This window comes from Suttonella sp. (genome assembly GCF_056855035.1).
The window spans coordinates 1-25,017 of sequence record NZ_JBXGGR010000036.1 but is presented as its reverse complement, the minus strand read 5'-3'; the positions used below and the strand labels follow the sequence as shown (position 1 = coordinate 25,017).

Genomic DNA, 25,017 nt, shown 5'->3' with positions numbered 1-25,017 from the left:
TCCGTCATGGCAGCGCGAAGCTCTTTATTCCGCTTACATCATCAAGCCGCCCAGCAGGCCAGCCGCCGTCTTTCGGCGGTCTTTTGGCTCGGCGTATTGCTCAGCGCCGGCATTTATTTTGCGTTGGGCGCAGGCTTTATCGAATTATTCCGCTTCATCTTTTTACATGCGGAACTGCTCGATCAGGAATGGCATTTGCACCGCTACAGTCTTTATTGCGGCGGCATTATCGCCGTTTCCTGCATAGCGGTGGTCATCGGCGAATATTTTGCCGCGCTCGCCCTGCTGCAAAGAAAAACTGCCACAGAATTGGCAAAAGAAATGTACGCCAAGCCGATTGATGAAAACAAACACATTCCGCGCTTTGCAATGCTGGCAAATATCGTTGATGAAATGGCGGTCGCCGGCGGCATGCGTCCGCCGCCGGTGTTTTATCTGCCGCATGATGAGAGCATCAATGCTTTCGTTTTGGGCGGCAAAGGGCAAAGCGTGGCATTAGTGGTCAGCAACGGTCTGCTGAATTATCTGGAACGCGATGAACAGCAAGCGATTATTGCGCATGAATTCGGTCATATCAAAAATGAAGATGTCTTCATTTATGCCAAATTATCCGCCGTGCTCAAAGGCTATTATGCAATTAGCGAATGGCGGCACGGCGCGCCCATCGTATCGGTAGCACGCGAACACATTTTCAGCGGACTGCTGCGGCGCGAAGACGGCGGCGACACACCGCTAGATGCGATTCGCCGCTTACTGGGAACCACAGGCTTAATCCTCGCCATGCTCGGAGAACGTATTCAGGCGGCATTTAGCCGCGAGCGCGAATGGATGGCAGATGCGCGGGCGGTACAATACACACGCAACCCTACCGCCTTAGTCATGGCATTTAAAAAAGCGCTTGCCCTGCAATATTTGCAGATGCGTCCCTATGCCATGCCCAGCAATCAAGCCCATCAATTATTCATCAATTATTTCACGCAAATGCGCACCCATCCGCCGCTGGAAACACGCATCGTCCGCTACGGCGGCAATGTCAATCCGCAGGAAATCGAAGCGCTTGCCTTTGAGATTCGGAGTAAAAAGTTACACTGTGTAGCAGATAATGCCATAGAAATTAATCGGCAAGCTTTTGTGCAAAATGCGGTATTTCCTATTTTAACGATACAGGCGGCACAACTGCATACTTTGCCGCAATCACTCGGCCGTTTAAAATTGCGCAAGCAGCTATTGGCATTTTTTGTGTATCACAGCGGTATAGACAGCTTAAGCTTAGCATATAGCAAACGTATTCCCGAGGCAGAAAAAGCAGAATTAAGCCAAGCGCTTGCCGCAGTGAATCTGTTGCCGCCGATGCAGCATTTTGCGATATTTCAACAAATTGTAAAGCAATATCAGGCGCAAAGCAGTGCTGAAGAACATTTGTCATTATGGCAGCAAATCCAACATATTATGCGTGATGACGGCAAATTGACCTTTTATGAAATTTGCTATGCCGCTCAAGTGCAATTTATTCTTAGTAAGCCTAGGCAAAATCAGCATTATCGTGATAATGCGATGGCGATTTATGAGCTCTTGCGTGCGGTAGCGAGTTTGTATCATAGCCAAAAAACGCCTTGGCAAATGCAAGTGCCTGATGCACAAACATTGCTTATGGAACAAAAGCAATGTTTTGCACAACTGATACAGCAAAGCTTTCCACTAAAAATACCGGAGTTTTATGCTTTAGAGATGACATCGCAGGAGGATTTGCGCTGCTTATTGCAGGCTTTGCGTACGGTTAGCACATTAAGCACCACCTATCGGCAATCCTTATGGCAAACATTAGATGCCCACTGGCGACGGCAAGGAAATGTAAATTTGCAGGAAGTACATTTACGCCAATTGCTGCAAGTTTTGCTCGCATAAAAATGCCGGTTGAAACCGGCATTTTAGAATAGGTTTAAAATTCTATTTAAGATAAGTTCTGATTATTGCTTAATGAATAAATTAGTTGCTCGTAAAATTTCCGATCAAGAAAATGCTTTAGTGATAAATGTGTCGCCTGCGGCAAACGTTGTTGCGCACGTGGTGTGAGGTCTTGATGGGTAATAACAAGTTTGGCATTTTCAGGCAAATCATTGATAGCGAGATTTTTTACTTGATAAGGCAAGTCCGCTTCTTGGATTTTTTTACGCAGCATACTTGCACCGGTCGCACTGCTGCCCATGCCTGCATCACAAGCGACATAAATAATATCTTGGCTATTTAAGGTTATTTTTTGATTGGGGAGCGTGAGCTCTTTTGGGTTGTTCGTTTTAGCTGCAGAGGTTTTGCGGATGAAAAATATAGCAATTATTGCGAAAATAATTAATACGATGACTATTAAAAAAATAGAATTATTTTGCGACATGAGACTCTCCGTATAATTGCGTGTATGAAGTATTGCTTAAATACATATTTAGTCCTTAAATGGGTTAAGTTGATGTAAAGATTATATGCTGTATTGCCCGTCAAATGTAAGCATCTAGCGTAATTGCTCAATAAGGGATTGATAGTCTGATGATTGTTTGAGTAATTCTATTGCCGCTTGACGTAGTGCATTGACATCTTTTCCCGGTAAAGCAAAACTGGTGGGTATATTTAATACTTGATGGCGTAATGTTTCATCGGCAAGATCTTTTAATGACAATTCGATGAAATGCAGGGAGATTTTGCGCCCTTGTTGGTCGCGGTGTTCGGCTTGATTCCATTCATCGACCATTAGACGCATTTGCCGAATGGCATCGGCGGAGGATTGGTCAATCGGGATATTGATAATCGCATTGAGCGAGTCTTGAAAACCCGGTACGGCAGGGGATTGATCGATATCGCTGTCGATTTGATTTTGCGCATTAACATTAATCAGCACAATGCGATTGGCGCGCCCCTTAGTCAGCTGCATATAAAGATTTTTTTCATTACCGCCGCTGAGATTGACGATGGTCTGCATGGAGCGCAAGCCTAAATTGCCCGTCAAACCGCCGTCTAAAAGATGGAGATAAGGGTGCTTTTGGCTGTCCTGATAAGATTGGAACTGGGTGAGCATATCATCGCGAATTTTGGCTTGTTCCGAATGTTCTTCCGTATTTTTTGCCAGTAAATCGCTGTATTGCTGCGGATTGCCGCATTGTCCGCCGTGATTGTTCAGTGTAATCGGACTAAATACCAGCGGTACGGCGCTGGAGGCGGCAACGGCGCGCGCAATCGGTAAGGCGGATAAATCCACGCACAGCCAGTCGAAAAATTCTTGGGTAAAGTCTATTTGAATGCCTTGGGTCATATCGGTGGCGGAAATAACGGCGAAAGGTCCGCGCCGTCGGGCTAAATCGGCAAAAGTCGCCTCGCCGAACAGACTGTTTTCAAATTCTTCTTGCAATAAATCGCCGCGTCCGAATTCGGGCGAGGTCAGGCGCGCCACATTGGCGAGAGAGAAAACTTTTTCAATCAGCGTGTCTTGAAAATTATGGGCGAGAAAACGCTGTAAAAATTGCGGAATCGTGTCTTTGCCATGCAGCGCGAAATACATTGCCAATACGGAACCGCCGGAAATGCCGTAAACCAAATCGATTTCTTCCAGCAGATTGCTTTGGCGACCGTTTAATGCAATATTTTGTTGTGCCAAGGCTTCTAATACCCCGTAGCCGAATGCAGCCGCCCGACTGCCGCCACCGGAAAGCGTTAAGACGACAAATAAATCTTCCTGATTCTGCTGCTGCTCTAAAGCCTGTCTGAGACGATAGCCTTTTTGATGATCAATCTGCTCAATTGCCGGAATGGGTTGGTAAGAGAGCTTGGCGCAAGCGCTTAATAAGCCGGCAAGAGCAATTAAGAGGATGTTTTTGGTGCTTGGCATCGGTATCTTTACACAGCATGAAAAAAGAAGCCATGATAGGGGAAGAGGATGCTAAGCGCCAGCATTTGGCAGGGAATAGGCAAAATAAAAGCCGCTTCTTAGCGGCTTTTAGGAAAATGGCGGAATGGACGGGGCTCGAACCCGCGACCCCCTGCGTGACAGGCAGGTATTCTAACCAACTGAACTACCACTCCGCAGTGGTGGATGCTATAGGACTCGAACCTATGACCCTCGTCTTGTAAGGGCGATGCTCTACCAACTGAGCTAAGCATCCGTTCTTTTATCGAGAGAGGCGCATTATAGTCATTTTTGCTCGGACTACAAGAATCCGGTGCAAAAATTTCTATGCAAAATAAAAACCGCTTATGAGCGGTTTTTAGAAATATGGCGGAATGGACGGGGCTCGAACCCGCGACCCCCTGCGTGACAGGCAGGTATTCTAACCAACTGAACTACCACTCCGCAGTGGTGGATGCTATAGGACTCGAACCTATGACCCTCGCCTTGTAAGGGCGATGCTCTACCAACTGAGCTAAGCATCCGTTCTCTTATCGAGAGAGGCGCATTATAGTGCTTTCTGATGAAAGCGCAACTGCGGCGGAGAAAAAAACAGCATTAATTTTATAGTGGATTGTTTTTCATAGCACCGCTTTTTTGTTTTTGCCTGATGTCATCTTTTTATCGGTGCATTTGATACCGATAATGGCAATTTAGCCGAACGTTGGAAAAACATTCGCTAATTCGCATGGCTAGCATTATAATGCGCGCCGTTTTTCTTTAATTTCGGATAAATTTTGTGAGCAATAACCAAGACGTTTCTAAGATTCGTAATATCGCCATTGTCGCGCATGTCGACCACGGCAAAACCACTTTAGTCGATCAGTTAATCCGCCAGTCCGACACGCTTGCCGAGCGCGCGGAAGTGCATGAGCGTATGATGGATTCGATGGATTTGGAGCGCGAGCGCGGCATTACCATTATGGCGAAAAATACCGCGATTCGTTGGAAAGACTATCAAATCAATATCGTGGATACGCCGGGACATGCGGATTTCGGCGGCGAAGTAGAGCGCGTCTTATCAATGGTGGATTGCGTTTTGCTTTTGGTCGATGCGATGGACGGCCCGATGCCGCAAACGCGTTTTGTAACCCAAAAAGCCTTTAATATGGGTTTGAATCCCATTGTTGTGATTAATAAAATCGACCGCCCCGGCGCACGTGCCGATTGGGTATTAGATGAAACTTTCGATTTGTTTGACCGCTTGGGCGCGACTGATGAGCAATTGGATTTCCCGATTGTCTATGCTTCGGGTTTGAACGGCTATGCCGGCGATAATGCCGATATCCGCGAAGGCGATATGACTTATCTTTTTGAAGCGATTGTCAATCATGTTAAAGCGCCGCAGGTTGACCGCGAAGCGCCTTTCCGTTTGCAGGTCTCTTCATTGGATTATTCCAGCTATACAGGGGTTATCGGCGTCGGCAAAATCGAGCGCGGTCGAGTGCGTAAAAATACGCCAGTAAAAATCATCGGTCGTGAAGGTGAGGTACGCAGCGGGCGTATCTTGCAAATCTTCAAATTCTTAGGGCTTGAAAAAGTGGAAGTGGAAGAAGCCGCCGGCGGCGATATTATTTCTTTCACAGGCATCGATCCTTTGTATATTTCTGATACGCTCTGCGATCCCAACCATGTGGAAGCCCTGCCCAGTTTGGATGTCGATGAACCGACTATGAGTATGACTTTCCAAGTCAATACCTCGCCTTTTGCCGGACGCGAAGGCAAATTCGTTACCTCGCGCCAAATCCAAGAACGTTTGGATCGCGAGCTGATTCATAACGTGGCTTTGCGTGTCGAGCAGATGGACGATCCTGATAAATTTAAAGTATCGGGGCGCGGCGAATTGCATTTGTCGGTCTTAATTGAAACCATGCGCCGCGAAGGCTATGAATTGGGCGTATCGCGTCCGGAAGTGATTTTCAAAGAAATCGACGGACAAAAGCAAGAGCCTTATGAATTTGTGGTGCTGGATGTTGATGAGCCGCATCAAGGCGCTGTCATGGAGCGTATGGGACAGCGAAAAGGCGATTTGCAAAACATAATTCCCGACGGCAAAGGACGAGTGCGCTTGGAATACATTATCCCGACGCGCGGACTGATTGGCTTTCAAACCGAATTTATGACCATGACTTCCGGCTCAGGCTTGAAATTCCAAACCTTCGACCATTACGGGCCGATTAAAGAGGGTTTGGGTAAAACGCGGCATAACGGCGTATTGATTGCGATGGCAGCCGGTAAGGCATTGGCCTATGCTTTGTTTAATTTGCAAGACCGCGGACGTTTGTTTATCGGGCATGGCGATGAGGTATACGAAGGTATGGTCATCGGCATTCATAGCCGCGACAATGATTTGGTGGTCAATCCGCTCAAAGCGAAACAATTGACGAATATCCGCGCGGCAGGCAGCGATGAAAATCTGATTTTAACGCCGCCGATTCGCAATACTTTAGAGCAGGCTTTAGAGTTTATTGACGAAGACGAATTAGTCGAAGTGACGCCGCAATCCATTCGTATTCGGAAAAAACTATTAACTGAAAACGAGCGCAAACGGGCGGGTAAAAAATAATAGTCTTTTCAAAGCGCCTTCGGGCGCTTTTCTATTGTCATAAACTCGGATTAGTCGAGAAGTGCTACATTTAATAGACAAGAGAGAAGAAGTAAGATGTGCTGCACTTGCTTATCAATTCTTCCTCAATTTAATATGTTATGAAACCAAAAGGTTTATCATCAGTAATTGATTCATTTATTAATTTCTTTCAATGCTTGTTATGAATTTTTATGCACACTCTCTTGAAAAGCAGCCTGAAAATCTTTGGCAAACTTTAGACAGTCATCTTCATCAAGTTGGCGAAATGGCTTCTCAATTTGCTTATCATTTTAACGCCCAAGACATTGCTTATTACGCAGGTTTATTGCACGATTTGGGTAAATACAGTTTGCCTTATCAAGAGCGTTTGCATGGTGGAAAAAAGGTCAATCATTCTACCGCAGGTGCCAAAATCGCCCTAGAAAAATGGAACAATCCCATCGGAAAAATGATGGCGTTTTGCATTGCAGGGCATCATGCGGGTTTAGCAAATGGGGCAAAACAGGGCAATAATCGTGGTACTTTAACCGCTAGATTGTCCGAACAATTTGGTAATCAAATTCCCAAACTGGACAAGACTTGGCAACAAGAAATCCATTTGCCTGACACCATTAAATCACCTAATGGATTTAACGCTTCAAAAAAACACCCGTTTTTCTCATATTCATTTTTTACCCGCATGATTTATTCATGTTTGGTGGATGCTGATTTTTTGGATACCGAAAAATTCTATGCCACACATCAAAACAAACCCGTTCAACGGGGCAATTATCCTGCGTTAAGCGAACTTCATACCCAATTTAATCAATATATTCAAACATTCAGGCAGTCTGAAAAGTTTTCTGAACTCAATCAATTACGCACACAAATTTTAGACCACGCCATTTCACAAGCCACACAAGAAAAAGGCTTATTTTCTTTAACCGTTCCGACTGGCGGCGGCAAAACGTTCACGTCTATGGCGTTTGCATTGGAACACGCCAAAGTGCATGAATTACGGCGAATCATTTATGTGATTCCGTTTACCAGTATCATTGAACAAAATGCCCGTGAATTTAAAAAAGCCTTTGGCGAATTGGGCGAACAGGCGGTGCTTGAACATCACAGTAATTTTGATGACAGCCAGCTTGAAGACAAAGGTGACAGCCAAGACAAATTACGCCGAGCTTCTGAAAATTGGGATATGCCGATTGTGGTCACGACGGCGGTGCAGTTTTTTGAAAGTCTGTTTGCCGACCGTTCATCACACTGTCGTAAATTGCACAACATTTCAGGCAGTGTGATTATTTTGGATGAAGCACAGTTGTTGCCGCTTAATTTGTTGCGTCCGATTATGATGGCGATTGAGGAATTGGCACAAAATTATCGTTGCAGTGTGGTGTTGTGTACCGCCACTCAGCCCGCCATTCAAGCCAAACAAGGCTTTTATAACGGCTTTGAAAATATCCGAGAACTTGCCCCTAATCCTGATGAACTGTTTGACAAATTACGCCGTACGACCGTGCGTCATATTGGCGTGCAGAGCGATGAGCAATTATTGCAAAAGCTGGCTAAAAACGAACAACTGCTCATCATTGTCAATAACCGCCGTCATGCCCGTTCTTTGTATGACGGTGCCAAAGATTTGGACGGCGTGTTTCATCTGACCACGCTCATGTGTGCCAAACATCGCACGCTGATGTTGGAGAAAATTTGTGAACGGCTTAAACAAGGCGGTCCGTGTCGTGTGATTGCCACTTCGCTCATAGAAGCAGGCGTGGACGTAGACTTTCCTGCGGTCATGCGTGCCGAGACGGGGCTGGACAGCGTGGTTCAGGCTGCGGGGCGTTGTAATCGTGAGGGCAAAAGACAGCCTGAAAACAGCGTGGTATCGGTATTTGCCACAGAGGAGAAATGGACAATGCCACCTGAACTCAAAGGATTGTCTGCGGTGATGTGTTCGGTAGTACGCAGTCATGGCGATGATTTGTTGTCGCCAGAGGCATTGGAGTGGTATTTTACGCAGGTGTATGAAATGAAGGGCGATGAATTGGATAAAAAAGGGATTTTAAGTGAAATTCACGCTTGTCAAACCGATTTTCCATTTCAAAATATTGCCGAAAAATTTCGCATGATTGAAAGTCATTTATACCCCGTCATCATACCGTTTAATCAAGAAGCCGAAGAACTGATAGACAATTTGCGTTATGCCGAACACATTGGCGGAATTTTGCGTAGGCTTCAGCCCTACACCGTGCAAATTCCAGAAAATGCTTTGGCGGAATTGTTTCAAGCAGGACGGATTGAAGCGATTAACGAGCCTAAATTTGGCAAGCAATTTTATGCCTTGATTGGCACGGATTTGTATAACCCTGTGGCAGGGCTCTCTTGGGAGAATGCGACGTTTTTGAGGGCGGAGGGGTTGGTGTTATAATTTATCAGCTTTAGAAGTGAATTATTGACATTTTGGCTTAATCGGGTTAATATTGCAAAAAAATACGGAGGCTTACACATGAATCTTACCCCGCATCAAGCCAAATATCACGCCTATTTATTGACTCGTCAAGCCCATGCTGGGAGCATGGAATCTTTTGCCAGTGCGTTGGTGGATGCGCAGGTGGACTTGAATCCGCATCAAGTAGATGCGGCATTGTTTGCTTGTGCTAATCCTTTGTCTAAAGGAGTTATTTTGGCAGATGAAGTTGGTTTGGGTAAAACCATTGAAGCAGGGCTTGTGATTTTGCAACATTGGTCAGAGCGCAAGCACCGTATTTTGATTATCACGCCAGCCAATTTGCGTAAACAATGGCATCAAGAATTACAAGAAAAATTTGGCTTGCAAGGCGTGATTTTGGAAGCTAAAAATTATAACAGCATTAAAAAACAGGGAAAAAATCCTTTTGAACAAGGTGTTCCTATCATTTGTTCTTATCAATTTGCCAAAGCAAAATCAGCAGATATTAAGGCGGTCAATTGGCATTTGGTGGTTATGGATGAGGCTCATCGCTTACGCAACGTCTATAAAAAAAGTAACGTCATTGGCAAAACTTTAAAAGAAGCATTGGCTCATGTGGACAGTAAAGTGTTATTGACCGCAACACCCTTGCAAAATTCTTTATTGGAGTTGTATGGACTTGCCAGCTTGATTGATGAGAGGGTGTTTGGCGATGTGGATAGTTTTCGCAGTCAATATGGTGCCAAGGCGAGTGAACAGGCATTAAACAACCTGCGTCAACGTCTTAAGTCATTTTGTCAGCGAACACTCCGCAGACAAGTGCAAGCCTATGTGCCTTATACCAATCGTTTGGCATTGGTAGAGGAGTTTATGCCGTCTGACCAAGAGCGCGAATTTTCAAAATTGGTTGCTGACTATTTACGCCGTCCTAATTTGCAAGCCATGCCCGAGGGACAAAGACAGCTTATCTCTTTGGTGTTGTGGAAATTGCTTGCATCCAGCAGTCGAGCGATTGCAGGGGCGTTGGATACCATGAGCAAACGTTTGCAAGGTGTTTTGGATAAATCAGAGGTTGTTGATTTGGTTGAGACCTTAGATGAAGATTACGAAACTTTGGACGAAACAGCCGAAGAATGGGAATCTGAGGAGACCGAGCTTTTGACCGCTGATGAATATCAAGCCATACAAGATGAAATAGAAGAGCTTAAAGAATTTAAACGCCTTGCTGAAAGCATTCGTGAAGATGCCAAAAGCCATGCGTTGTTGCGTGCTTTGGAACGTGCTTTTGGTGAGCTTGAACGTTTGGGGGCAAACAAAAAGGCGATTATCTTTACTGAATCCAAACGCACTCAAGATTATTTGCTTGAATGTTTATCCAAAACAAAATATGCAAGCGAGCATGGCGACGGCATTGTGTTGTTCAACGGAAGCAACAGCGATGCCCAATCTCAAAGAATCTACAAAGAATGGCTTAAACGTCATCAAGGAAGCGACAAAATCACAGGCTCCAAAACAGCCGATACCCGTGCCGCCCTTGTAGAGCATTTCAAAGAGCGTGCCAATATCATGATTGCAACCGAAGCGGGTTCTGAAGGTATTAACTTGCAATTTTGTTCCTTGATTATCAACTATGACTTGCCTTGGAATCCTCAGCGTGTTGAACAAAGAATTGGTCGTTGTCATCGTTATGGGCAAAAACATGATGTTGTAGTGGTGAATTTTATTGACCAAAACAATGAAGCGGATGCCCGTATTTATGAACTTTTGGAGCAAAAATTTCAACTGTTTAGCGGTGTTTTTGGTGCCAGCGATGAGATTTTGGGAGCGATTGGTTCGGGGGTGGATATTGAACGGCGTATTGCTGATATTTATCGCCATTGCAGGCAGTCTGAAGACATCAAACAAGCCTTTAATAATCTGCAACATGAGCTATCCGATGAAATCAATCAAACGATGATACAGGCTCGTCAAAAGTTGCTAGAGAATTTTGATGAAGAAGTTCGTCAACGACTGCGTATGCGTGATGAAGACAGTCGCAATACCCGCAACAAATACGAACAGTTGTTGTTTACGCTGACCGAAAATGAGCTGGCAAACCATGTTTGTTTTGATAAGGACGGTTTTAGTTTAACAGACTTACCTGATGATTTTGTAAATGAAGCGATTATGGCAGGGCGTTATGAATTGCCACGCAAAAACGGTGATGCTCATCTGTATCGCATCAGTCATCCTTTGGCTCAAGCGGTCATTAAACGAGCAAAAAATCGTGATTGCCCGCCTGCCAGACTGTTGTTTGATTATTCTGCTCAAGGAAGTCTTATTAGCACGCTTAAGCCTTATCTTGGACAAAGTGGGCAACTTATCGCCAAACTTGTCCGTATCGGTGCGTTGGATGAAAGTGAAGAGCATCTGCTAATTGGTGCGATAACACACAGTGGACAAATACTGCAAGCCGATGACCCTGCCAAATTGCTTAGACTGCCTGCCAAAGTCATTCAAGAAAACATTGAGATTCATGTATCATCTGACCTGATTGCTAATATGCAGATTCGCCATAAGCTGTGTGTGGATGACAGTACCGAACGAAATTTGAGCTATTTTGAGCAAGAAGTACAAAAGCTGGATGACTGGGCGGAGGATTTAAAAGTTGGGCTAGAGCAAGATATCAAAGAAACCGACCGCCAAATTAAAGAAGTTCGCCGTACTGCAGCAACATCGGCAACGCTGGATGAAAAGTTAAGCTGGCAGAAAAAACAGCGAGAGCTAGAAAGTAAACGTACCAAACAACGGCGTGAACTTTTTGATAAACAAGATGAGATTGAACATCAACGCAATCGCTTGATTGAAGAGTTAGAAGAAAAACTCAAACAGACGGTGGTGGATGAAGAATTATTTGTGATTGAATGGGAGATGGTGTGATGCTTTCCACAAATATTATTTCAAACATGAAGGTGAATTATGAAATTTGAATTTGGAAATTTGGGATTGCTCGGTCGAGCTGAAATAAACTTATCTGACTTAACCATTATATGTGGTGAGAATAACACAGGAAAAACTTATGCAACTTATGCAGTTTATGGTTTTTTACGTTCTTGGAAAAGTCTTTTGAGAAATGTATTGTTTTTAGAAATTTCATCAATGGAATCGTCCAATCAAAAATATCAGATAAATTTAGAGGAGATTTTTGGCGGTAAAATAAATGATTATTTTATTAAGCTAAGTGATTAATTTCAAAAGATTCTTTATGAAGTATTTGCCACAAAAGAGGATGCTTTTGCAGACACAAAAATTCGTATCAGCATAGAAAAAGAACTTGATGTTTTTAAAGATTCTTACCAACGAAGGGTTCAAGGAGGGGGGTCTGTATTGGCAACAATAACTAAAGATGCCGATTCCCCAATTTTAGAGCTATTATCTGCAGATATGGAAAGTGGATTAAGTGCATTTGGTTTAATTGAATTTGTGATTGATGCTATTGCTGAAATCGTATTTAGTCCATATTTTCCAAATCCTCATATTTCAAGTGCTGAACGTACTGGAGCGGCAATCTTTCGCCGTGAATTGGATATGGCAAGAACAAGAATGCTAAAAGCAATTAATGAAATGGATTCTAAAGAGATTAGAAACAGACCGTGGAAATTATTGCAAAGCATTGATACTGATTATGCCTGGCCAGTAGAAGACAATGTGGAATTTGTTCGCCAATTAGAAGATATAGATAAACAAACCAGTGATTTGACAAAAAACATCCTGAAATATTAAAAGCTTTTGATGAGATTATCGGGGGTAGTTATAAGGTGGTTAAAAATCAAGGATTGGTTTTTCAGGCAAAAGGTGCTAAAAATCGAAGATACACAATGAACGAAGCGTCTAGCTGTGCAAGAGCATTGCTAGATGTTGAATTTTATTTACGTTGCAAAGCCAAGTCAGGAGACTTATTTATTATCGATGAACCAGAGTTGAATTTACATCCTAAAAATCAGCGTGCTTTTGCAAGATTGATTGCCCAATTGGTTAACTCTGGTATCAAAGTTTTTATGACAACTCATAGTGATTATATTATTAAAGAGTTAAATACACTCATTATGCTCAATCAGCAAACTGAACATACTAAGTTAATGCAGGAAAAATATAAGTATTCTCAAAATGAATTGTTAGATTGTAGTAATATTGTGCTTTATATTACGGATAAAGCTGGTTCAAGAAAAAAACAGAATATTCTACGAAAAGCTAATATTTATTCCGAGTTGGGTATCGAGGTAACAACATTTGATGATACGATTGATTTAATGAATACCATTCAGAATGATTTAATCTATGGAGGGGAGTAAGATGCCCCTATCTGTGGAATTGGATTATTTAATGAAATCATTATCGTGTGTTACCTATAACGGTGCTCAACATTCAGATATTTGCATTAATGAATCTAACCCATCTGCCAAATTAAAATCGGTTAATATTCAAATGGATAATAGCGATTGGTTTTGCTTTTCTCCTGATGAAGGGAGAAAATGCCAAAGGATTCATCCTAAAGCTAAGAATATTGTAGTTATATCTCCGTTATTAACGATAGGTAAAGAATTTAATCATCACTGTGCATGCGATGCTGTTATTTTTTTGAAAAATAATAATGGATTGACGGTTCTTTATATAGATTTAAAGTCAGACAATCCAACGGGATATAGCCCACAGTTTAAAAGCACTCGTCAATTTGTTCGTTATATGATTGGCTTATACGAAGAATTTTCTGGTATAAGGTTACCGATTATTGATGAAAGGTATATTATTTTCCATAGCAAGAAGAGTCTTTTGAATAAAACAGCGACTACGCCCAAGCCCAAAATGAAAAAAACTACCCCAGATAAAGCCTACAAAAGAGCGGTTTTAAATGGTGAATCTTTGTATCTAAAGGAATTACTGGCATGACCAAACAAAAACTAGAACTCACTTGGGTTGGTAAAGACAAACGCCCCAAGTTAGAAGCCCGTATCTTGTTAGAAGATACCGAAAAATCCTATCACGCTAAGCAAAAATCAGAACAGGATATTTTTGATAACCGTCTGATTTTTGGCGATAACTTATTGGCACTTAAAGCCTTGGAGCAGGAATTTACTGGCAAGGTAAAATGTATTTATATAGATCCCCCTTACAATACGGGTAATGCTTTTGAATATTATGATGATGGTTTAGAGCATTCCATTTGGCTTGGGTTGATGCGAGACCGCTTGGAGATTATCAAACGCCTGCTTTCTGATGACGGTTCATTATGGATTACCATTGATGACAATGAAGCCCATTATTTAAAAGTGCTTTGTGATGAAATTTTTGGGCGGATAAATTTTGTTGGAAACTTAGTGTGGGAAAAAAAGAGAAAACCATCTTTTTTAAGTAAAATAGGTAGCATTACAGATCACATTCTTTGCTATGCAAAAAATTATGATAAGGTAGCGGAGTTTACTTATGGTAAAACTTCAGGTGAAGAAACTTACCCCTTGTATAATGTAGGTAATCCGAGAAAAAGTCTAATTTTTCCACCCAAATCTATTAAGTTTATAAAGCATAAAGATGGCGTATATCCAAAAAATATCTTCAAAAAAGATACAAGTGAGGTTGCTCTGCTTACAGAATTACAGATTTTAAATGGGTGGAATATAAATGAAGTTGTTATTGAAGGGGAGTGGAGGTATAGGCAAAATTCTATTTATGAACAACTGCAGGCTGGCGATTATTATGTAGTAAAAAGTTTTGATTTTCGTCCAAGGAGAGTTTTTCAAAGAGAGGAAAAAGGAAAGAAAATCCATAATTTAATCAGTAGAGCCCATTATGATATGGCTACTAATGAAGATTCTGCACAAGAGAGTTTGGGGTTGTTTGGTAGCAATGCATTTGATTATCCCAAGCCAGAAAAATTATTAGAATTTATTTTAGAAGCCTCTACTAACGAAGGCGACCTTGTCCTTGATTCTTTTGCCGGTTCCGGCACTACCGGTGCGGTTGCCCATAAAATGGGACGGCGTTGGATTATGGTGGAGCTGGGCGAGCATTGCCATACACACATCATTCCACGCCTGCAAAAGGTGATTGACGGCACCGACCAAGGTGGGATTTCTAAGGCGGTAAATTGGCAAGGCGGTGGCGGTTTTCGCTATTACCGATTGGCTCCGACCTTGATTGTTAATGACAAATGGGGCAATCCAATCATCAATCCAGAATATAATGCTGAAATGCTGGCTGAAGCCTTGTGTAAATTGGAGGGCTTTCGTTATCAGCCGTCTGAAAATCTGTGGTGGCAACATGGGGTTTCTAGCGAGAGTGATTTTATTTATGTAACCACCCAAAGCCTGTCGGCAGAGCAGTTGCAAGCCTTGTCTGATGAAGTGGGGGAAGGACGCAGTTTGCTGGTGTGCTGTTCGGCGTGGTGTAGTGTTACCGCCACGCAAGCGGTAGAACGCTTTGGCAATCTGACGTTGAAAAAAATCCCCAAAATGGTGTTGTCTCGTTGCGAATGGGGGCATGATGATTACAGCCTGAATGTGGCAAATTTGCCTTTAGCCGAAACCCAAAGCACCGCCGAGCCAAACACAGACAAAGAAAATGCCACGCAAGGCAATTTGTTTGAAGAGGGAGATGAATCATGAGCCTAAAAACCCAGCAACACATTACAGGTCGCTTGTCTTTGCGTCCGCCACAATCACAGAGTTTGGCAGTGCTCAAACAGGCACTTGATACCGCCCCTGAGGTATTGGCTCGTGAGCGTGATGTATCATTGATATTGCAAAAGTTACAGGAAAAATTTCCTACGTTGCAAGATTTTGAGCGGGAATTTCCGTCTTTGTGTTTTGCTTTGGCAACTGGCGTGGGCAAAACTCGCCTAATGGGGGCGTTTATTGCTTATTTGTATTTGGCTCATGGCATTAACAATTTTTTTGTATTGGCACCGAATTTAACGATTTACAACAAACTTATTGCCGATTTTACGCCCAATACCCCAAAATATGTGTTTAAAGGCATCAGCGAATTTGCCATTAACGCCCCTAAAGTCATCACAGGCGATAATTATGACCAACAAAGCCTAAGCATGGGCATGGGTAATTTGTTTGGGGAGATTGTTATCAATGTGTTTAATATCTCCAAAATAAACTCCGAAGTTCGTGGTGGTAAAGAACCACGCATCAAAAGAATGAGAGAAGTGCTGGGCGACAGTTATTTTAATTATTTGGCGAATTTGCCTGATTTGGTGCTACTTATGGACGAATCACACCGCTATCGGGCTTTGGCAGGTATGCGTGCAATCAACGAACTAAACCCACTATTGGGCTTGGAACTGACCGCTACGCCTTTTGTAGAATCAACCAGAGCCCCGATTCCCTTTAAAAATGTGGTGGTGGATTATCCTTTGGCAAAAGCCCTAGATGACGGTTTTATCAAAACGCCTGCGGTAGTTACTCAGCGTAACTTTAATGCTAAAAATTACACACCTGAAGAGATTGAAAAAATCAAATTAGAAGATGGCGTACGCTTACACGAAAATACCAAAGTGGAATTGCAAACTTATGCCCGTCAGCATGAATTGCCTTTTGTGAAGCCTTTTATGCTGGTGATTGCTCGTGATACGACCCACGCATCGCAGTTATTGGCATTGCTTGAATCAAGCGAGTTTTATGCTGGGCGTTATGCAGGCAAAGTGATACAGGTGGATTCTAGTAAGTCCGGTAAAGATGAAGAAAAGATGATTAACCGCTTGTTGGCGGTGGAGAGTGTCGATGAGCCAACAGAGATTGTGATTCACGTCAATATGTTAAAAGAGGGTTGGGACGTTACCAATCTTTATACCATTGTGCCACTTCGTGCCGCCAATGCCCGTACTTTGATTGAGCAGTCTATCGGGCGAGGTTTGCGTTTGCCCTATGGTAAGCGTACGGGCGTAGATGTAGTGGATAGGCTTAATATCGTGGCTCATGACCGCTTTCAAGAAATCATCGATGAAGCCAATAAGGGCGATTCTGTACTCAAATTACAGCAGATGATTTTGGACGCACCAGACAAGAGCGAACACAAGGTAAGTGTACAAGTACCAAGTAATATTGATGTGATGCTAGGCTTGTCGGATGCTTCCGATAAAGCCCCTGATAATGTATCAATAGGAGCATTAAACGACAATGTGCCAACAAGCCAAACAGTTTTTCAAAATGACCGTGAAAAACTCATTGCCCGTACAGCACTACAAACCGCTTCTCGTTATGCCAATAAGCCAAGTGAAGTTCCGACTTCAAAGGATTTGATGAATGAGAATGTTCAACAAAAAATCATGGCAGAGGTTCGCCAAGCCTTAGCTCCTGTGCAGGGGAATTTATTGATTGATGATGTGGAAATAAAAGCAATTACTGCTCAAGTAGCAAAGTTGTTAATCAATAATACGATTGACATTCCACGCATTACGGTGGTGCCAAGTGGCGAGATAAGCAGTGGTTTTCATGCGTTTAGATTAGATACAGCAGGATTGCATTTACAGCCAAGTAAACGTGAAATTCTGATTCATGATTTGCACACCGACGAGCAAAGCAGTCTTTCTGCAGAATTGGGATTAAAGGAAAAACGAGCGGAAGATTATATCGTACACGCTTTGGTGGATTTTGATGATATTGACTATTTTACTCAAGCTGAATTGTTGTACGATTTGGCAGGTCAAATGGTGGGGCATTTACGTGGCTATCTATCTGAAAATGAAGTGTTAAATGTATTGGATACTAATCGCCGTCTGATAGCCCGTGAAATCCATGCCCAAATGCAAACGCATTTTTGGGAAAAGGCGACCGAATATGAAGTGAAAGTCAGTCAAGGCTTTACGCCATTAAAACCTTGTCAATACACAGCAACAGAAGACAAAGTACATAAAGTCCGTGAAACGGTACAGGATGTTTCTCGCATCAGACAAATGTTGTTTGGTGGTTTTCAAAAATGCTTGTACCCCTTACAAAAGTTTGATTCTGATACTGAACGTCGTTTTGCCATTATTTTGGAGCGTGAGGCACAAAAATGGTTCAAGCCGACCGAAGGGCAGTTTCAGATTTATTACAAATTGGGAGCGGAGCAAAAAGAGTATGTACCTGATTTTGTGGTAGAGACTGCCAATCATATCCTTATGGTAGAAACCAAAGCCCTTAATGATATGAATGATGACGTCGTGCTGACCAAGGCAACAGCAGGCGTGGCTTGGTGTAAACAAGCGACACAGTATACCAAGGCACATGACGGCAAAGCGTGGTGTTATTTACTCATTCCTCATAATGAAGTGCTTGAATCTAAGAAGCTCATTGATTTTTTGCAATTTGAAAGAAAATAGCCATTATTTTTTTTCGCATCATTGACTGGTGTGTGTTGAAACTAAAGTTGATATATTAGCCATTAGGCGATTCGCCCCCTTTACGGGGGCGTGTGTTAAGAATAGGAGGGTTTATGCCCAATAAAATCAAACTCTATATCTGGGGCGATTATGCCTGTTTTACCCGTCCTGAGATGAAAGTGGAGCGGGTGTCTTACGATGTCATCACGCCGTCGGCGGCACGGGGGATTTTGGCAGGGATACACTGGAAACCTGCGATTCGCTGGGTGATTGACAGAATTTATGTGTTAAAGCCCATACGTTTTGAATCGGTTCGGCGTAATGAATTGGGCAGTAAGATTTCAGCAGGCAAAATCAGCGGCGCGATGAAACGCAAAAGTACAGCTGATTTGTACACCATTATTGAAGATGACCGCCAGCAACGTGCTTCTACTGTGTTAAAAGACGTTGCCTATGTGATTGAAGCCCATTGCGTGCTGACCGCCAAAGCAGGCGAGGAGGATAATATCACCAAGCATATTGAGATGTTTAAACGCCGAGCCAAAAAAGGACAATGTTTTTATCAGCCGTGCATGGGCGTGCGTGAATTTCCAGCACATTTTGCCTTGATTGATGACAATGAACCCATGCCCCAAAGTCTGTTGGCGGAGGCTGACAAAACCCGTGATTTGGGTTGGATGTTGCACGATATTGATTTTGACCATGACAACACGCCCAAGTTTTTTCGGGCTCAGATGAACGAGGGTGTGATTGAGGTTCCGCCGTTTTTTGCTGAGGAGGTCAAAGCATGATTTTGGCAAAATTAGCAGGGTGTTATCATCGTTTGGCAAATGAAGTGGATAAGGTTTCAGGCAGCCCCAAAGTGCCTGCTTATGGGTTTGGCGAAGAAAAAATCGGCTATATTTTGGTGTTAAACAAAGCAGGAGAACTGCTTGATTGTATGCCCAATCTAACTGCCGATAAAAAGCCCCAGCCCAAACTGATGAGCGTACCACGTCCTGAAAAACGCACTTCAGGTGTTAAACCGAATTTTTTGTGGGACAAAAGTGCGTATGTGTTGGGCGTGGAGAGCAATAAAGACAAGGCGACCGCCAAAGAGATGCCTTTTGTGCCGTCTGAAAAAACCTTTGATGCCTTTCGCGAGGCGCATTTGGATTGGTTAAAGGACAGCCAAGATGAAGGGCTGGTGGCGTTGCGTGCTTTTTTGGCAAATTGGCAGCCTGAAAAATTTGCCGATTCCATTTTGACCAACGACGTGTTGGACGCCAATTTGGTGTTTAAATTAGACGACACAAGCGGTTATATCCATGGGCGTGAAGAAGCCAAAGCCTTGTGGGCGGATTTATTGAACACCGAAGATGCAAAAGAAGGTTTGTGTTTGATAACAGGCGAGGTCGCTCCGATTGCCAGACTGCACCCAGCCATTAAAGGCGTGTGGGGCGGACAAAGCTCGGGCGGGTCTATTATTTCTTTTAATAAAGAATCTTTTACCTCATTTGGCAAAGAGCAAGGAGCCAATGCCCCTGTTTCTGAAAAATCAGCATTTGCCTACACCACAGCCTTAAATTACTTACTGCGTAGCGACAAACATTCGCTCAGAATCGGCGATGCCAGCACCGTGTTTTGGGCAGAAGCCGAAAGCGTGGAGCAAGCTCAAATGGCGGAAGATTTTTTTGCAGGGGCTTTGACACCGCCAGATGATGAGCAAGAAACTGCCAAGATTTTTGATATTTTGAAAAAAATCAACCAAGGGCGACCATTGTCGGAAGTTGCACCAGAATTGTCTGAAAACACCCGTTTTTACATTTTGGGACTGGCGCCGAATGCTTCACGGATTTCCATTCGTTTTTGGCTGGATACCCATTTTGGGGCATTGGCACAAAATTTGGCATGGCATTACCACGATTTAGCCATTGAACCGCCTGCATGGAAAACACCGCCGTCCATTTGGCGATTATTGCTTCAAACGGCTGTTTTGGGCAAAAGCGAAAACATCTCGCCTGTGCTGGCAGGAGAAATGACACGGGCGGTTATCAACGGTTCGCCATATCCCAAAAGTTTGTTATCTCAACTGATTGCCCGCATTCGTGCTGACGGCGATGTCAATGGCTTGCGTGTGGCGATGATAAAAGCAGTGTTAGCACGTCAATCAAGAAAAGGTCTTATCACAGAAGGAGTTCCCATGAGTTTAAACAAAGAAAGCAACAATACGGCTTATTTAATGGGCAGATTGTTTGCGGTATTAGAACGCATTCAAAACCAAGCACTTGGCGATGTGAATGCCGGCATTGCCGACCGTTATTATGGCTCAGCGTCCGCCGTGCCGTTTTCGGTTTTTCCACGTTTGTTAAGTGGTGCCAAACACCATTTATCCCGTTTGCGTAAAGACAAAGCAGGTATGGCGGTTAATTTGGATAAAGATTTGGGCGACATCATTGGCAAATTGCCTGAAACCTTTCCCCGTCATTTGAGCATTGATGAACAAGGGCGTTTTGCCATTGGCTATTATCATCAAAAACAGCAGTACTTTGCCAAAAAAGAATCCCAATCAGAACAGGAGTAGCCCATGTCCATTCAAAATCGTTATGAATTTGTGTATTTTTTTGATGTAAACAACGGCAACCCCAATGGCGACCCAGATGCAGGCAATATGCCACGCCTTGACCCAGAATCCAGCAAAGGCTTGGTAACAGACGTTTGCTTAAAACGCAAAATCCGCAATTTCATTGAATTAAGCTGTGAAAACGAAGCAGGCTATGAAATTTACGTTAAAGAAAAAAGCGTGTTGAATTTGCAGAACAAACGGGCGTATGAAGCCTTGGGCGTTGAACCTGAAGCCAAAAAATTGCCCAAAGACGAAGCCAAAGCCCGTGAAATCACCGCTTGGATGTGCAAAAACTTCTTTGATGTTCGCACCTTTGGGGCGGTCATGACCACCGAAGTCAATAGCGGACAAGTGCGAGGGGCGGTACAGCTTGCCTTTGCCCAATCCATTGACCCCATCATTCCTTTGGAAATCTCCATTACCCGCATGGCAGTGACCAACGAAAAAGATTTGGAAAAAGAACGTACCATGGGTCGCAAATACATCGTGCCTTACGCCTTGTATCGCGTGCATGGTTTTGTGTCGGCAAAATTGGCAGAAAAAACAGGCTTTGGCGATGACGATTTGCAAAAATTATGGCAAGCCTTAACACTCATGTTTGAGCACGACCATTCCGCCGCCCGTGGCGAGATGAACGCCCGCAAACTCATTGTATTTAAACACGATGATGCTTTAGGCAATCAGCCTGCCCATCAGCTGTTTGAACGTGTCAGCGTGGAACGTGTCAATGGCGAAAGCGGTACACCTGCCCAATCCTTTGCCGATTATCAAATTCACGTTAATAAGGAAAATCTGGAACGTGTTACGGTAGAAGAACTGTTGTAATGCTCATGATTCCACTCTCCGCCCTGCAACATTACGCCTTTTGCCCGCGTCAATGTGCCTTGATTCACAATGAACAAGTATGGGCGGAGAATTTCTTGACCGCACAAGGCAAAGCCCTGCACGAACGCGTTGATTCAGGCGAACTCGAAACCCGCAAAGGCCTGCGTTTTGAGCGCAGTGTGCACGTCTCGGCGGAGCATTTGGGCTTGTCGGGCATTTTGGATATGGTTGAACACGATATGCGTTTAGGCAGCCTGAAACCCGTGGAATACAAACGCGGCAAACCCAAACCCGTATTGATGGACGAAATCCAACTCTGTGCCCAAGCCATGTGTTTGGAAGAAATGACCGGTCAAACCATCAACGATGGTGCGTTGTGGTACATGCAAACGCGCCATCGTTTGCCTGTGGTATTTTCAGGCAGCCTGCGTGAGCAAACCTTGGCAATCATTGTCCAAGTCCGCGCATTACTGGAAAGCGGCACCACACCACCGCCTGAATATGGCAAGCATTGCAAAGCCTGTTCTTTGCTGGAGATGTGTCAGCCGAAGTTGTTGGAGAAGGATAGGTCGGTGGGGTATGTAAAGGGTTTGTTTAGAAAAGATTAATTAGTCAAAATAAATACCTAGACCGTAAAAGTGCGGTGTTTTTTTGTGATTTTATAAAATAAGGAGATGATATGCTTCAAGTCGGACATAAAAAGGCGCTTTTTATTGCGCAAAGAATGCGTCCTGATTTCGTTTTTCAGATGGCACAACTGGAAAATAATCCGTTTACCTTTCCTGAAATTCAAACGACTTTATCGGGTATAACGGTTGGTGGGCATAAAATTAGTGATCAAAATCAGGTATTGAACATTGCTAATGGTTGGCAGGAAATTATCCGTCAAGTTGCCGCTGAAAAATTTGTCGTGTCAAAAGAAAATTTTATCCATATTAACGTATTAGTAGCAAAAGAAGAGGCGTTAGAAGTTGGCGGTTTTCGTAGTGGGCAAGTTGGCATCAGCGGCACGAATTATCGTCCGCCACAAGCAGGCGAAGCCTTAAATGCTGCCTTTGACACCTTGTTGGAAAACTACGCCACCGCCATGACCATACCCGAAAAAGCCTTCGGTTTATTTCTTGATGCCGCTCGAGCCCAGTTTTTTTATGATGGTAACAAACGCACGGGGCAGCTGATGATGAGCGGTGTGTTAATGACCCACGGCTTCGCCCCGCTCACTGTATTTGCCGACAGCAAACTGGAATACAACCAAATGATGCTTGACTTTTACCAAAGCGGCGAAAAAGCCCCGATGCTAGATTTTCTCACACGACAATATGAACGGGTTTATCGGGCGTTCGAGTAGAAATTTGCAAATTTTCAGGGAAAATTGACCGCTTGTTGAACTGCCAGCCGAAACTGTTGGAAAAAGACAAGTCGGGGAAGTATGTGAAGGGGGGGGGGGAGGAGGCATTAGATTCGGTAGAGTCGCGTGATGTAATATAGAATTAAATTATTTTAAAGATCGGAATGTAATTATATGAATGAAAAGAAAAAGAATTGCTATTTATGCAATGTTGAATTGACATCAGGTAATGATCATGGGGAACATATTTTTCAACAAGCACTTGGAGGAACGTTGGTATGCGATGGCATATTGTGCGAACAATGCGGGAATAAATTAGGGCAAGATATAGATATACCATTTATCAAAATATTTAAAAATTATATATCTAGGTTACCTATAAATTTTGATAGAAAATCTAAAAATACTTCATTTAGTGAAGAAGGGGAAATCTTTATCCCTAAATTTGATTACGTTTTTGAATTTAGAATGAATAAAAAAGATCTTTTACCCATTAAGGTTGAAGTTTTTATGAAGAATGACATATTGTTTATTCTTTATCCAAAAGGAATGCCAGACAAGAATATTAAAGGATTAAGAAATAAAAAAATGGAACAATTTAAAATAACAGATCCAGATAAGGTTATTGTTATTCGAGATTTTAACGATTATTTAGAAAATATATATACTATTCCATTTAATTTAGAAAATATTCTGTATAAACAAGGAATGGCAAAGATAGCTATTGGATTTGCTGTTGCAAATGGTATCAAGCGTAAAGAGTTAGAATGTGTGCTAGATGTTGATAACCATCAAATACAACAAAGAATAGCATTATTACCGTATATGCCATGGGATTTTATAAATGGTGCTATTGAAGAGGTGCGTTTGGGTAGTAACGACCTTCGTTATTTGAGCCATCAAATTAAATTATTCAATTTGGAGAAAAGGTTATTTTCTTATATTGAAATTTTTGGAACATTTCAATGTTATATACTTCTTAGTGAAAATTACTGTGGAGAATCTATTAATAAGTCGTATATGCAGCCAATTTTTCAATTGAGACGAGAGGAACTAAAATGTCTGCCAAGATATAAAGACCTTTTGTTGTATAAACATCTATTACCAGAAGATGAGAAATTAGATTATACAGAAAGAACATTAAATAATATTAATAATGCAATTAGAAAATAGCCAAATGAATTGGGTTTGGATGAATATTATTCAGATTTGTTAAGTTCGGTTATTAATAATTGGATATTACTTAATACTGAGCAAGGTAAGAAACTTATTAAAGATGAGGGGTTGAAATTATTTTATGAGAATAATCTTGAAATAATAAATAGTGATGATAATTATATAAAGCTATATGGTAGATTGCTATTCTTGAGTTCTAATATTCAGAAAATAAAAACAGATTGTTATTGGGATGTGTTGTATTTCTTACAAAATAAATATAAAGATAAGGTTTTTGAATATAATTCTAGAAAAATGAGAAAGCTAGAAGATATGATTAAATTTATTCAAAATAACAAGGAACATCTTCAGGTTTGGGATACAGAATATTAGTAATATATAAAGTATGATTGAGAATTGTAAGTAGTGATGCTTTAAATTTTGCAAAATTCAACTAAATCCAACAGCTTGTAATATCATCTGAAAAATAAAAAACATAATTTAAATGGCATTAAAATGCGGTCAAAATAAAGGGAATTTTTCATAATGCGCAAACTCCAAAACACCCTCTATATCACCACACAAGGTACTTACCTGCATAAAGAACGCGAAACCCTTGTTGTGGAGCAAGACCGCAAAAAAGTTGCCCAATTGCCGATTCATTCCATCGGGCATATTTTTTGTTTTGGTAATGTGCTGGTGTCGCCGTTTTTATTGGAATTTTGCGGCGAATATGGGGTGAATTTGGCGTTTTTCACTGAAAATGGGCGATTTTTGGGACGGTTTGTTGGT

General features: G+C 42.5%; 20 protein-coding genes and 4 tRNA genes. 18 read left to right on the top strand and 6 right to left on the bottom strand.

Annotated elements, in window-relative coordinates:
- The first annotated feature begins 6 nt into the window (after positions 1-6).
- The gene (locus tag ACJHVI_RS03265; protein ID WP_483183195.1) at positions 7-1,905 is read left to right on the top strand and encodes a M48 family metalloprotease; all 1,899 of its coding nucleotides are present in this window, start codon (positions 7-9) and stop codon (positions 1,903-1,905) included.
- Positions 1,906-1,951: 46 nt separating this feature from the next.
- Here the strand turns inward: ACJHVI_RS03265 and ACJHVI_RS03260 are convergent, their stop codons facing one another.
- The 6 genes from ACJHVI_RS03260 to ACJHVI_RS03235 all read right to left on the bottom strand — a co-directional run bounded on the left by ACJHVI_RS03260 (position 1,952) and on the right by ACJHVI_RS03235 (position 4,413).
- Positions 1,952-2,389, bottom strand: coding sequence for a hypothetical protein (locus ACJHVI_RS03260; RefSeq protein WP_483183194.1), 438 nt, complete (start codon positions 2,387-2,389; stop codon positions 1,952-1,954).
- Positions 2,390-2,503: 114 nt separating this feature from the next.
- The gene (locus ACJHVI_RS03255) at positions 2,504-3,871 is read right to left on the bottom strand and encodes a patatin-like phospholipase family protein (RefSeq protein ID WP_483183193.1); all 1,368 of its coding nucleotides are present in this window, start codon (positions 3,869-3,871) and stop codon (positions 2,504-2,506) included.
- Between the two features lie 117 nt (positions 3,872-3,988).
- Positions 3,989-4,065: transfer RNA gene (locus ACJHVI_RS03250), tRNA-Asp, on the bottom strand.
- A 4-nt stretch (positions 4,066-4,069) separates the two neighbouring features.
- Positions 4,070-4,145, bottom strand: a tRNA-Val gene (locus ACJHVI_RS03245).
- Positions 4,146-4,256: 111 nt separating this feature from the next.
- Positions 4,257-4,333, bottom strand: a tRNA-Asp gene (locus tag ACJHVI_RS03240).
- A 4-nt stretch (positions 4,334-4,337) separates the two neighbouring features.
- Positions 4,338-4,413 (bottom strand) — tRNA-Val (locus tag ACJHVI_RS03235).
- Positions 4,414-4,667: 254 nt separating this feature from the next.
- Between ACJHVI_RS03235 and typA the strand changes: the two genes are divergently transcribed.
- From typA to ACJHVI_RS03150, 17 genes are all read left to right on the top strand, one after another.
- Complete coding sequence (gene typA, locus ACJHVI_RS03230) at positions 4,668-6,494, top strand: translational GTPase TypA (RefSeq protein ID WP_483183192.1); 1,827 nt, start codon at positions 4,668-4,670, stop codon at positions 6,492-6,494.
- A gap of 193 nt (positions 6,495-6,687) precedes the next feature.
- Complete coding sequence (gene cas3 / locus ACJHVI_RS03225; protein WP_483183191.1) at positions 6,688-8,928, top strand: CRISPR-associated helicase Cas3'; 2,241 nt, start codon at positions 6,688-6,690, stop codon at positions 8,926-8,928.
- A gap of 78 nt (positions 8,929-9,006) precedes the next feature.
- On the top strand, positions 9,007-11,868 hold the full coding sequence (locus ACJHVI_RS03220; protein WP_483183190.1) for an SNF2-related protein: 2,862 nt from the start codon (positions 9,007-9,009) through the stop codon (positions 11,866-11,868).
- A gap of 39 nt (positions 11,869-11,907) precedes the next feature.
- Complete coding sequence (locus ACJHVI_RS03215; RefSeq protein ID WP_483183189.1) at positions 11,908-12,177, top strand: AAA family ATPase; 270 nt, start codon at positions 11,908-11,910, stop codon at positions 12,175-12,177.
- Positions 12,178-12,315: 138 nt separating this feature from the next.
- Positions 12,316-12,711 carry a hypothetical protein gene (locus tag ACJHVI_RS03210; protein ID WP_483183188.1) on the top strand — a complete coding sequence of 132 codons (396 nt, stop codon included), beginning with the start codon at positions 12,316-12,318 and terminating at the stop codon, positions 12,709-12,711.
- Positions 12,712-12,746: 35 nt separating this feature from the next.
- Positions 12,747-13,280, top strand: a complete 534-nt coding sequence (locus tag ACJHVI_RS03205; RefSeq protein WP_483183187.1) for an AAA family ATPase — start codon at positions 12,747-12,749, stop codon at positions 13,278-13,280.
- Between the two features lies 1 nt (position 13,281).
- The gene (locus ACJHVI_RS03200) at positions 13,282-13,875 is read left to right on the top strand and encodes a hypothetical protein (RefSeq protein ID WP_483183186.1); all 594 of its coding nucleotides are present in this window, start codon (positions 13,282-13,284) and stop codon (positions 13,873-13,875) included.
- Positions 13,872-15,587: a site-specific DNA-methyltransferase gene (locus ACJHVI_RS03195; protein ID WP_483183185.1), complete on the top strand. Its 1,716-nt coding sequence runs from the start codon at positions 13,872-13,874 to the stop codon at positions 15,585-15,587. The genes ACJHVI_RS03200 and ACJHVI_RS03195 overlap by 4 nt, the downstream gene beginning before the upstream one ends.
- Positions 15,584-18,292 (top strand): DEAD/DEAH box helicase, encoded by a 2,709-nt coding sequence (locus ACJHVI_RS03190; protein ID WP_483183183.1) that lies wholly within the window; start codon positions 15,584-15,586, stop codon positions 18,290-18,292. Before ACJHVI_RS03195 ends, ACJHVI_RS03190 begins: the two co-directional genes overlap by 4 nt.
- Before the next feature lie 113 nt (positions 18,293-18,405).
- Positions 18,406-19,083 (top strand): type I-C CRISPR-associated protein Cas5c, encoded by a 678-nt coding sequence (gene cas5c / locus ACJHVI_RS03185; RefSeq protein WP_483183181.1) that lies wholly within the window; start codon positions 18,406-18,408, stop codon positions 19,081-19,083.
- A complete protein-coding gene (gene cas8c / locus ACJHVI_RS03180) occupies positions 19,080-20,855 on the top strand; it encodes a type I-C CRISPR-associated protein Cas8c/Csd1 (protein WP_483183180.1) in 1,776 nt (591 codons plus the stop codon). Before cas5c ends, cas8c begins: the two co-directional genes overlap by 4 nt.
- Positions 20,856-20,858: 3 nt before the next feature.
- Positions 20,859-21,722: a type I-C CRISPR-associated protein Cas7/Csd2 gene (gene cas7c, locus ACJHVI_RS03175; protein ID WP_483183179.1), complete on the top strand. Its 864-nt coding sequence runs from the start codon at positions 20,859-20,861 to the stop codon at positions 21,720-21,722.
- The gene (gene cas4 / locus ACJHVI_RS03170; RefSeq protein WP_483183178.1) at positions 21,722-22,330 is read left to right on the top strand and encodes a CRISPR-associated protein Cas4; all 609 of its coding nucleotides are present in this window, start codon (positions 21,722-21,724) and stop codon (positions 22,328-22,330) included. The genes cas7c and cas4 overlap by 1 nt, the downstream gene beginning before the upstream one ends.
- 71 nt (positions 22,331-22,401) lie before the next feature.
- On the top strand, positions 22,402-23,070 hold the full coding sequence (locus ACJHVI_RS03165) for a Fic family protein (protein ID WP_483183177.1): 669 nt from the start codon (positions 22,402-22,404) through the stop codon (positions 23,068-23,070).
- Between the two features lie 174 nt (positions 23,071-23,244).
- Entirely contained in the window at positions 23,245-24,243 is a 999-nt protein-coding gene (locus ACJHVI_RS03160) for an HNH endonuclease (protein ID WP_483183176.1), read from the top strand.
- Positions 24,244-24,258: 15 nt separating this feature from the next.
- Positions 24,259-24,618 (top strand): hypothetical protein, encoded by a 360-nt coding sequence (locus ACJHVI_RS03155; RefSeq protein WP_483183175.1) that lies wholly within the window; start codon positions 24,259-24,261, stop codon positions 24,616-24,618.
- A 153-nt stretch (positions 24,619-24,771) separates the two neighbouring features.
- The coding region (locus ACJHVI_RS03150; RefSeq protein WP_483183174.1) for a CRISPR-associated endonuclease Cas1 at positions 24,772-25,017 on the top strand (246 nt) is incomplete at its 3' end.

Coding starts and splice junctions, on each gene's coding strand:
- ACJHVI_RS03195 (WP_483183185.1), top strand. CDS start 13,872: ATGACCAAACAAAAACTAGAACTCACTTGGGTTGGTAAAGACAAACGC.
- cas3 (WP_483183191.1), top strand. CDS start 6,688: ATGCTTGTTATGAATTTTTATGCACACTCTCTTGAAAAGCAGCCTGAA.
- ACJHVI_RS03255 (WP_483183193.1), bottom strand. CDS start 3,871: ATGCCAAGCACCAAAAACATCCTCTTAATTGCTCTTGCCGGCTTATTA.
- ACJHVI_RS03220 (WP_483183190.1), top strand. CDS start 9,007: ATGAATCTTACCCCGCATCAAGCCAAATATCACGCCTATTTATTGACT.
- ACJHVI_RS03200 (WP_483183186.1), top strand. CDS start 13,282: ATGCCCCTATCTGTGGAATTGGATTATTTAATGAAATCATTATCGTGT.
- ACJHVI_RS03190 (WP_483183183.1), top strand. CDS start 15,584: ATGAGCCTAAAAACCCAGCAACACATTACAGGTCGCTTGTCTTTGCGT.
- cas4 (WP_483183178.1), top strand. CDS start 21,722: ATGCTCATGATTCCACTCTCCGCCCTGCAACATTACGCCTTTTGCCCG.
- cas8c (WP_483183180.1), top strand. CDS start 19,080: ATGATTTTGGCAAAATTAGCAGGGTGTTATCATCGTTTGGCAAATGAA.
- ACJHVI_RS03215 (WP_483183189.1), top strand. CDS start 11,908: ATGAAATTTGAATTTGGAAATTTGGGATTGCTCGGTCGAGCTGAAATA.
- ACJHVI_RS03265 (WP_483183195.1), top strand. CDS start 7: ATGGCAGCGCGAAGCTCTTTATTCCGCTTACATCATCAAGCCGCCCAG.
- ACJHVI_RS03160 (WP_483183176.1), top strand. CDS start 23,245: ATGAATGAAAAGAAAAAGAATTGCTATTTATGCAATGTTGAATTGACA.
- ACJHVI_RS03260 (WP_483183194.1), bottom strand. CDS start 2,389: ATGTCGCAAAATAATTCTATTTTTTTAATAGTCATCGTATTAATTATT.
- ACJHVI_RS03165 (WP_483183177.1), top strand. CDS start 22,402: ATGCTTCAAGTCGGACATAAAAAGGCGCTTTTTATTGCGCAAAGAATG.
- cas7c (WP_483183179.1), top strand. CDS start 20,859: ATGTCCATTCAAAATCGTTATGAATTTGTGTATTTTTTTGATGTAAAC.
- cas5c (WP_483183181.1), top strand. CDS start 18,406: ATGCCCAATAAAATCAAACTCTATATCTGGGGCGATTATGCCTGTTTT.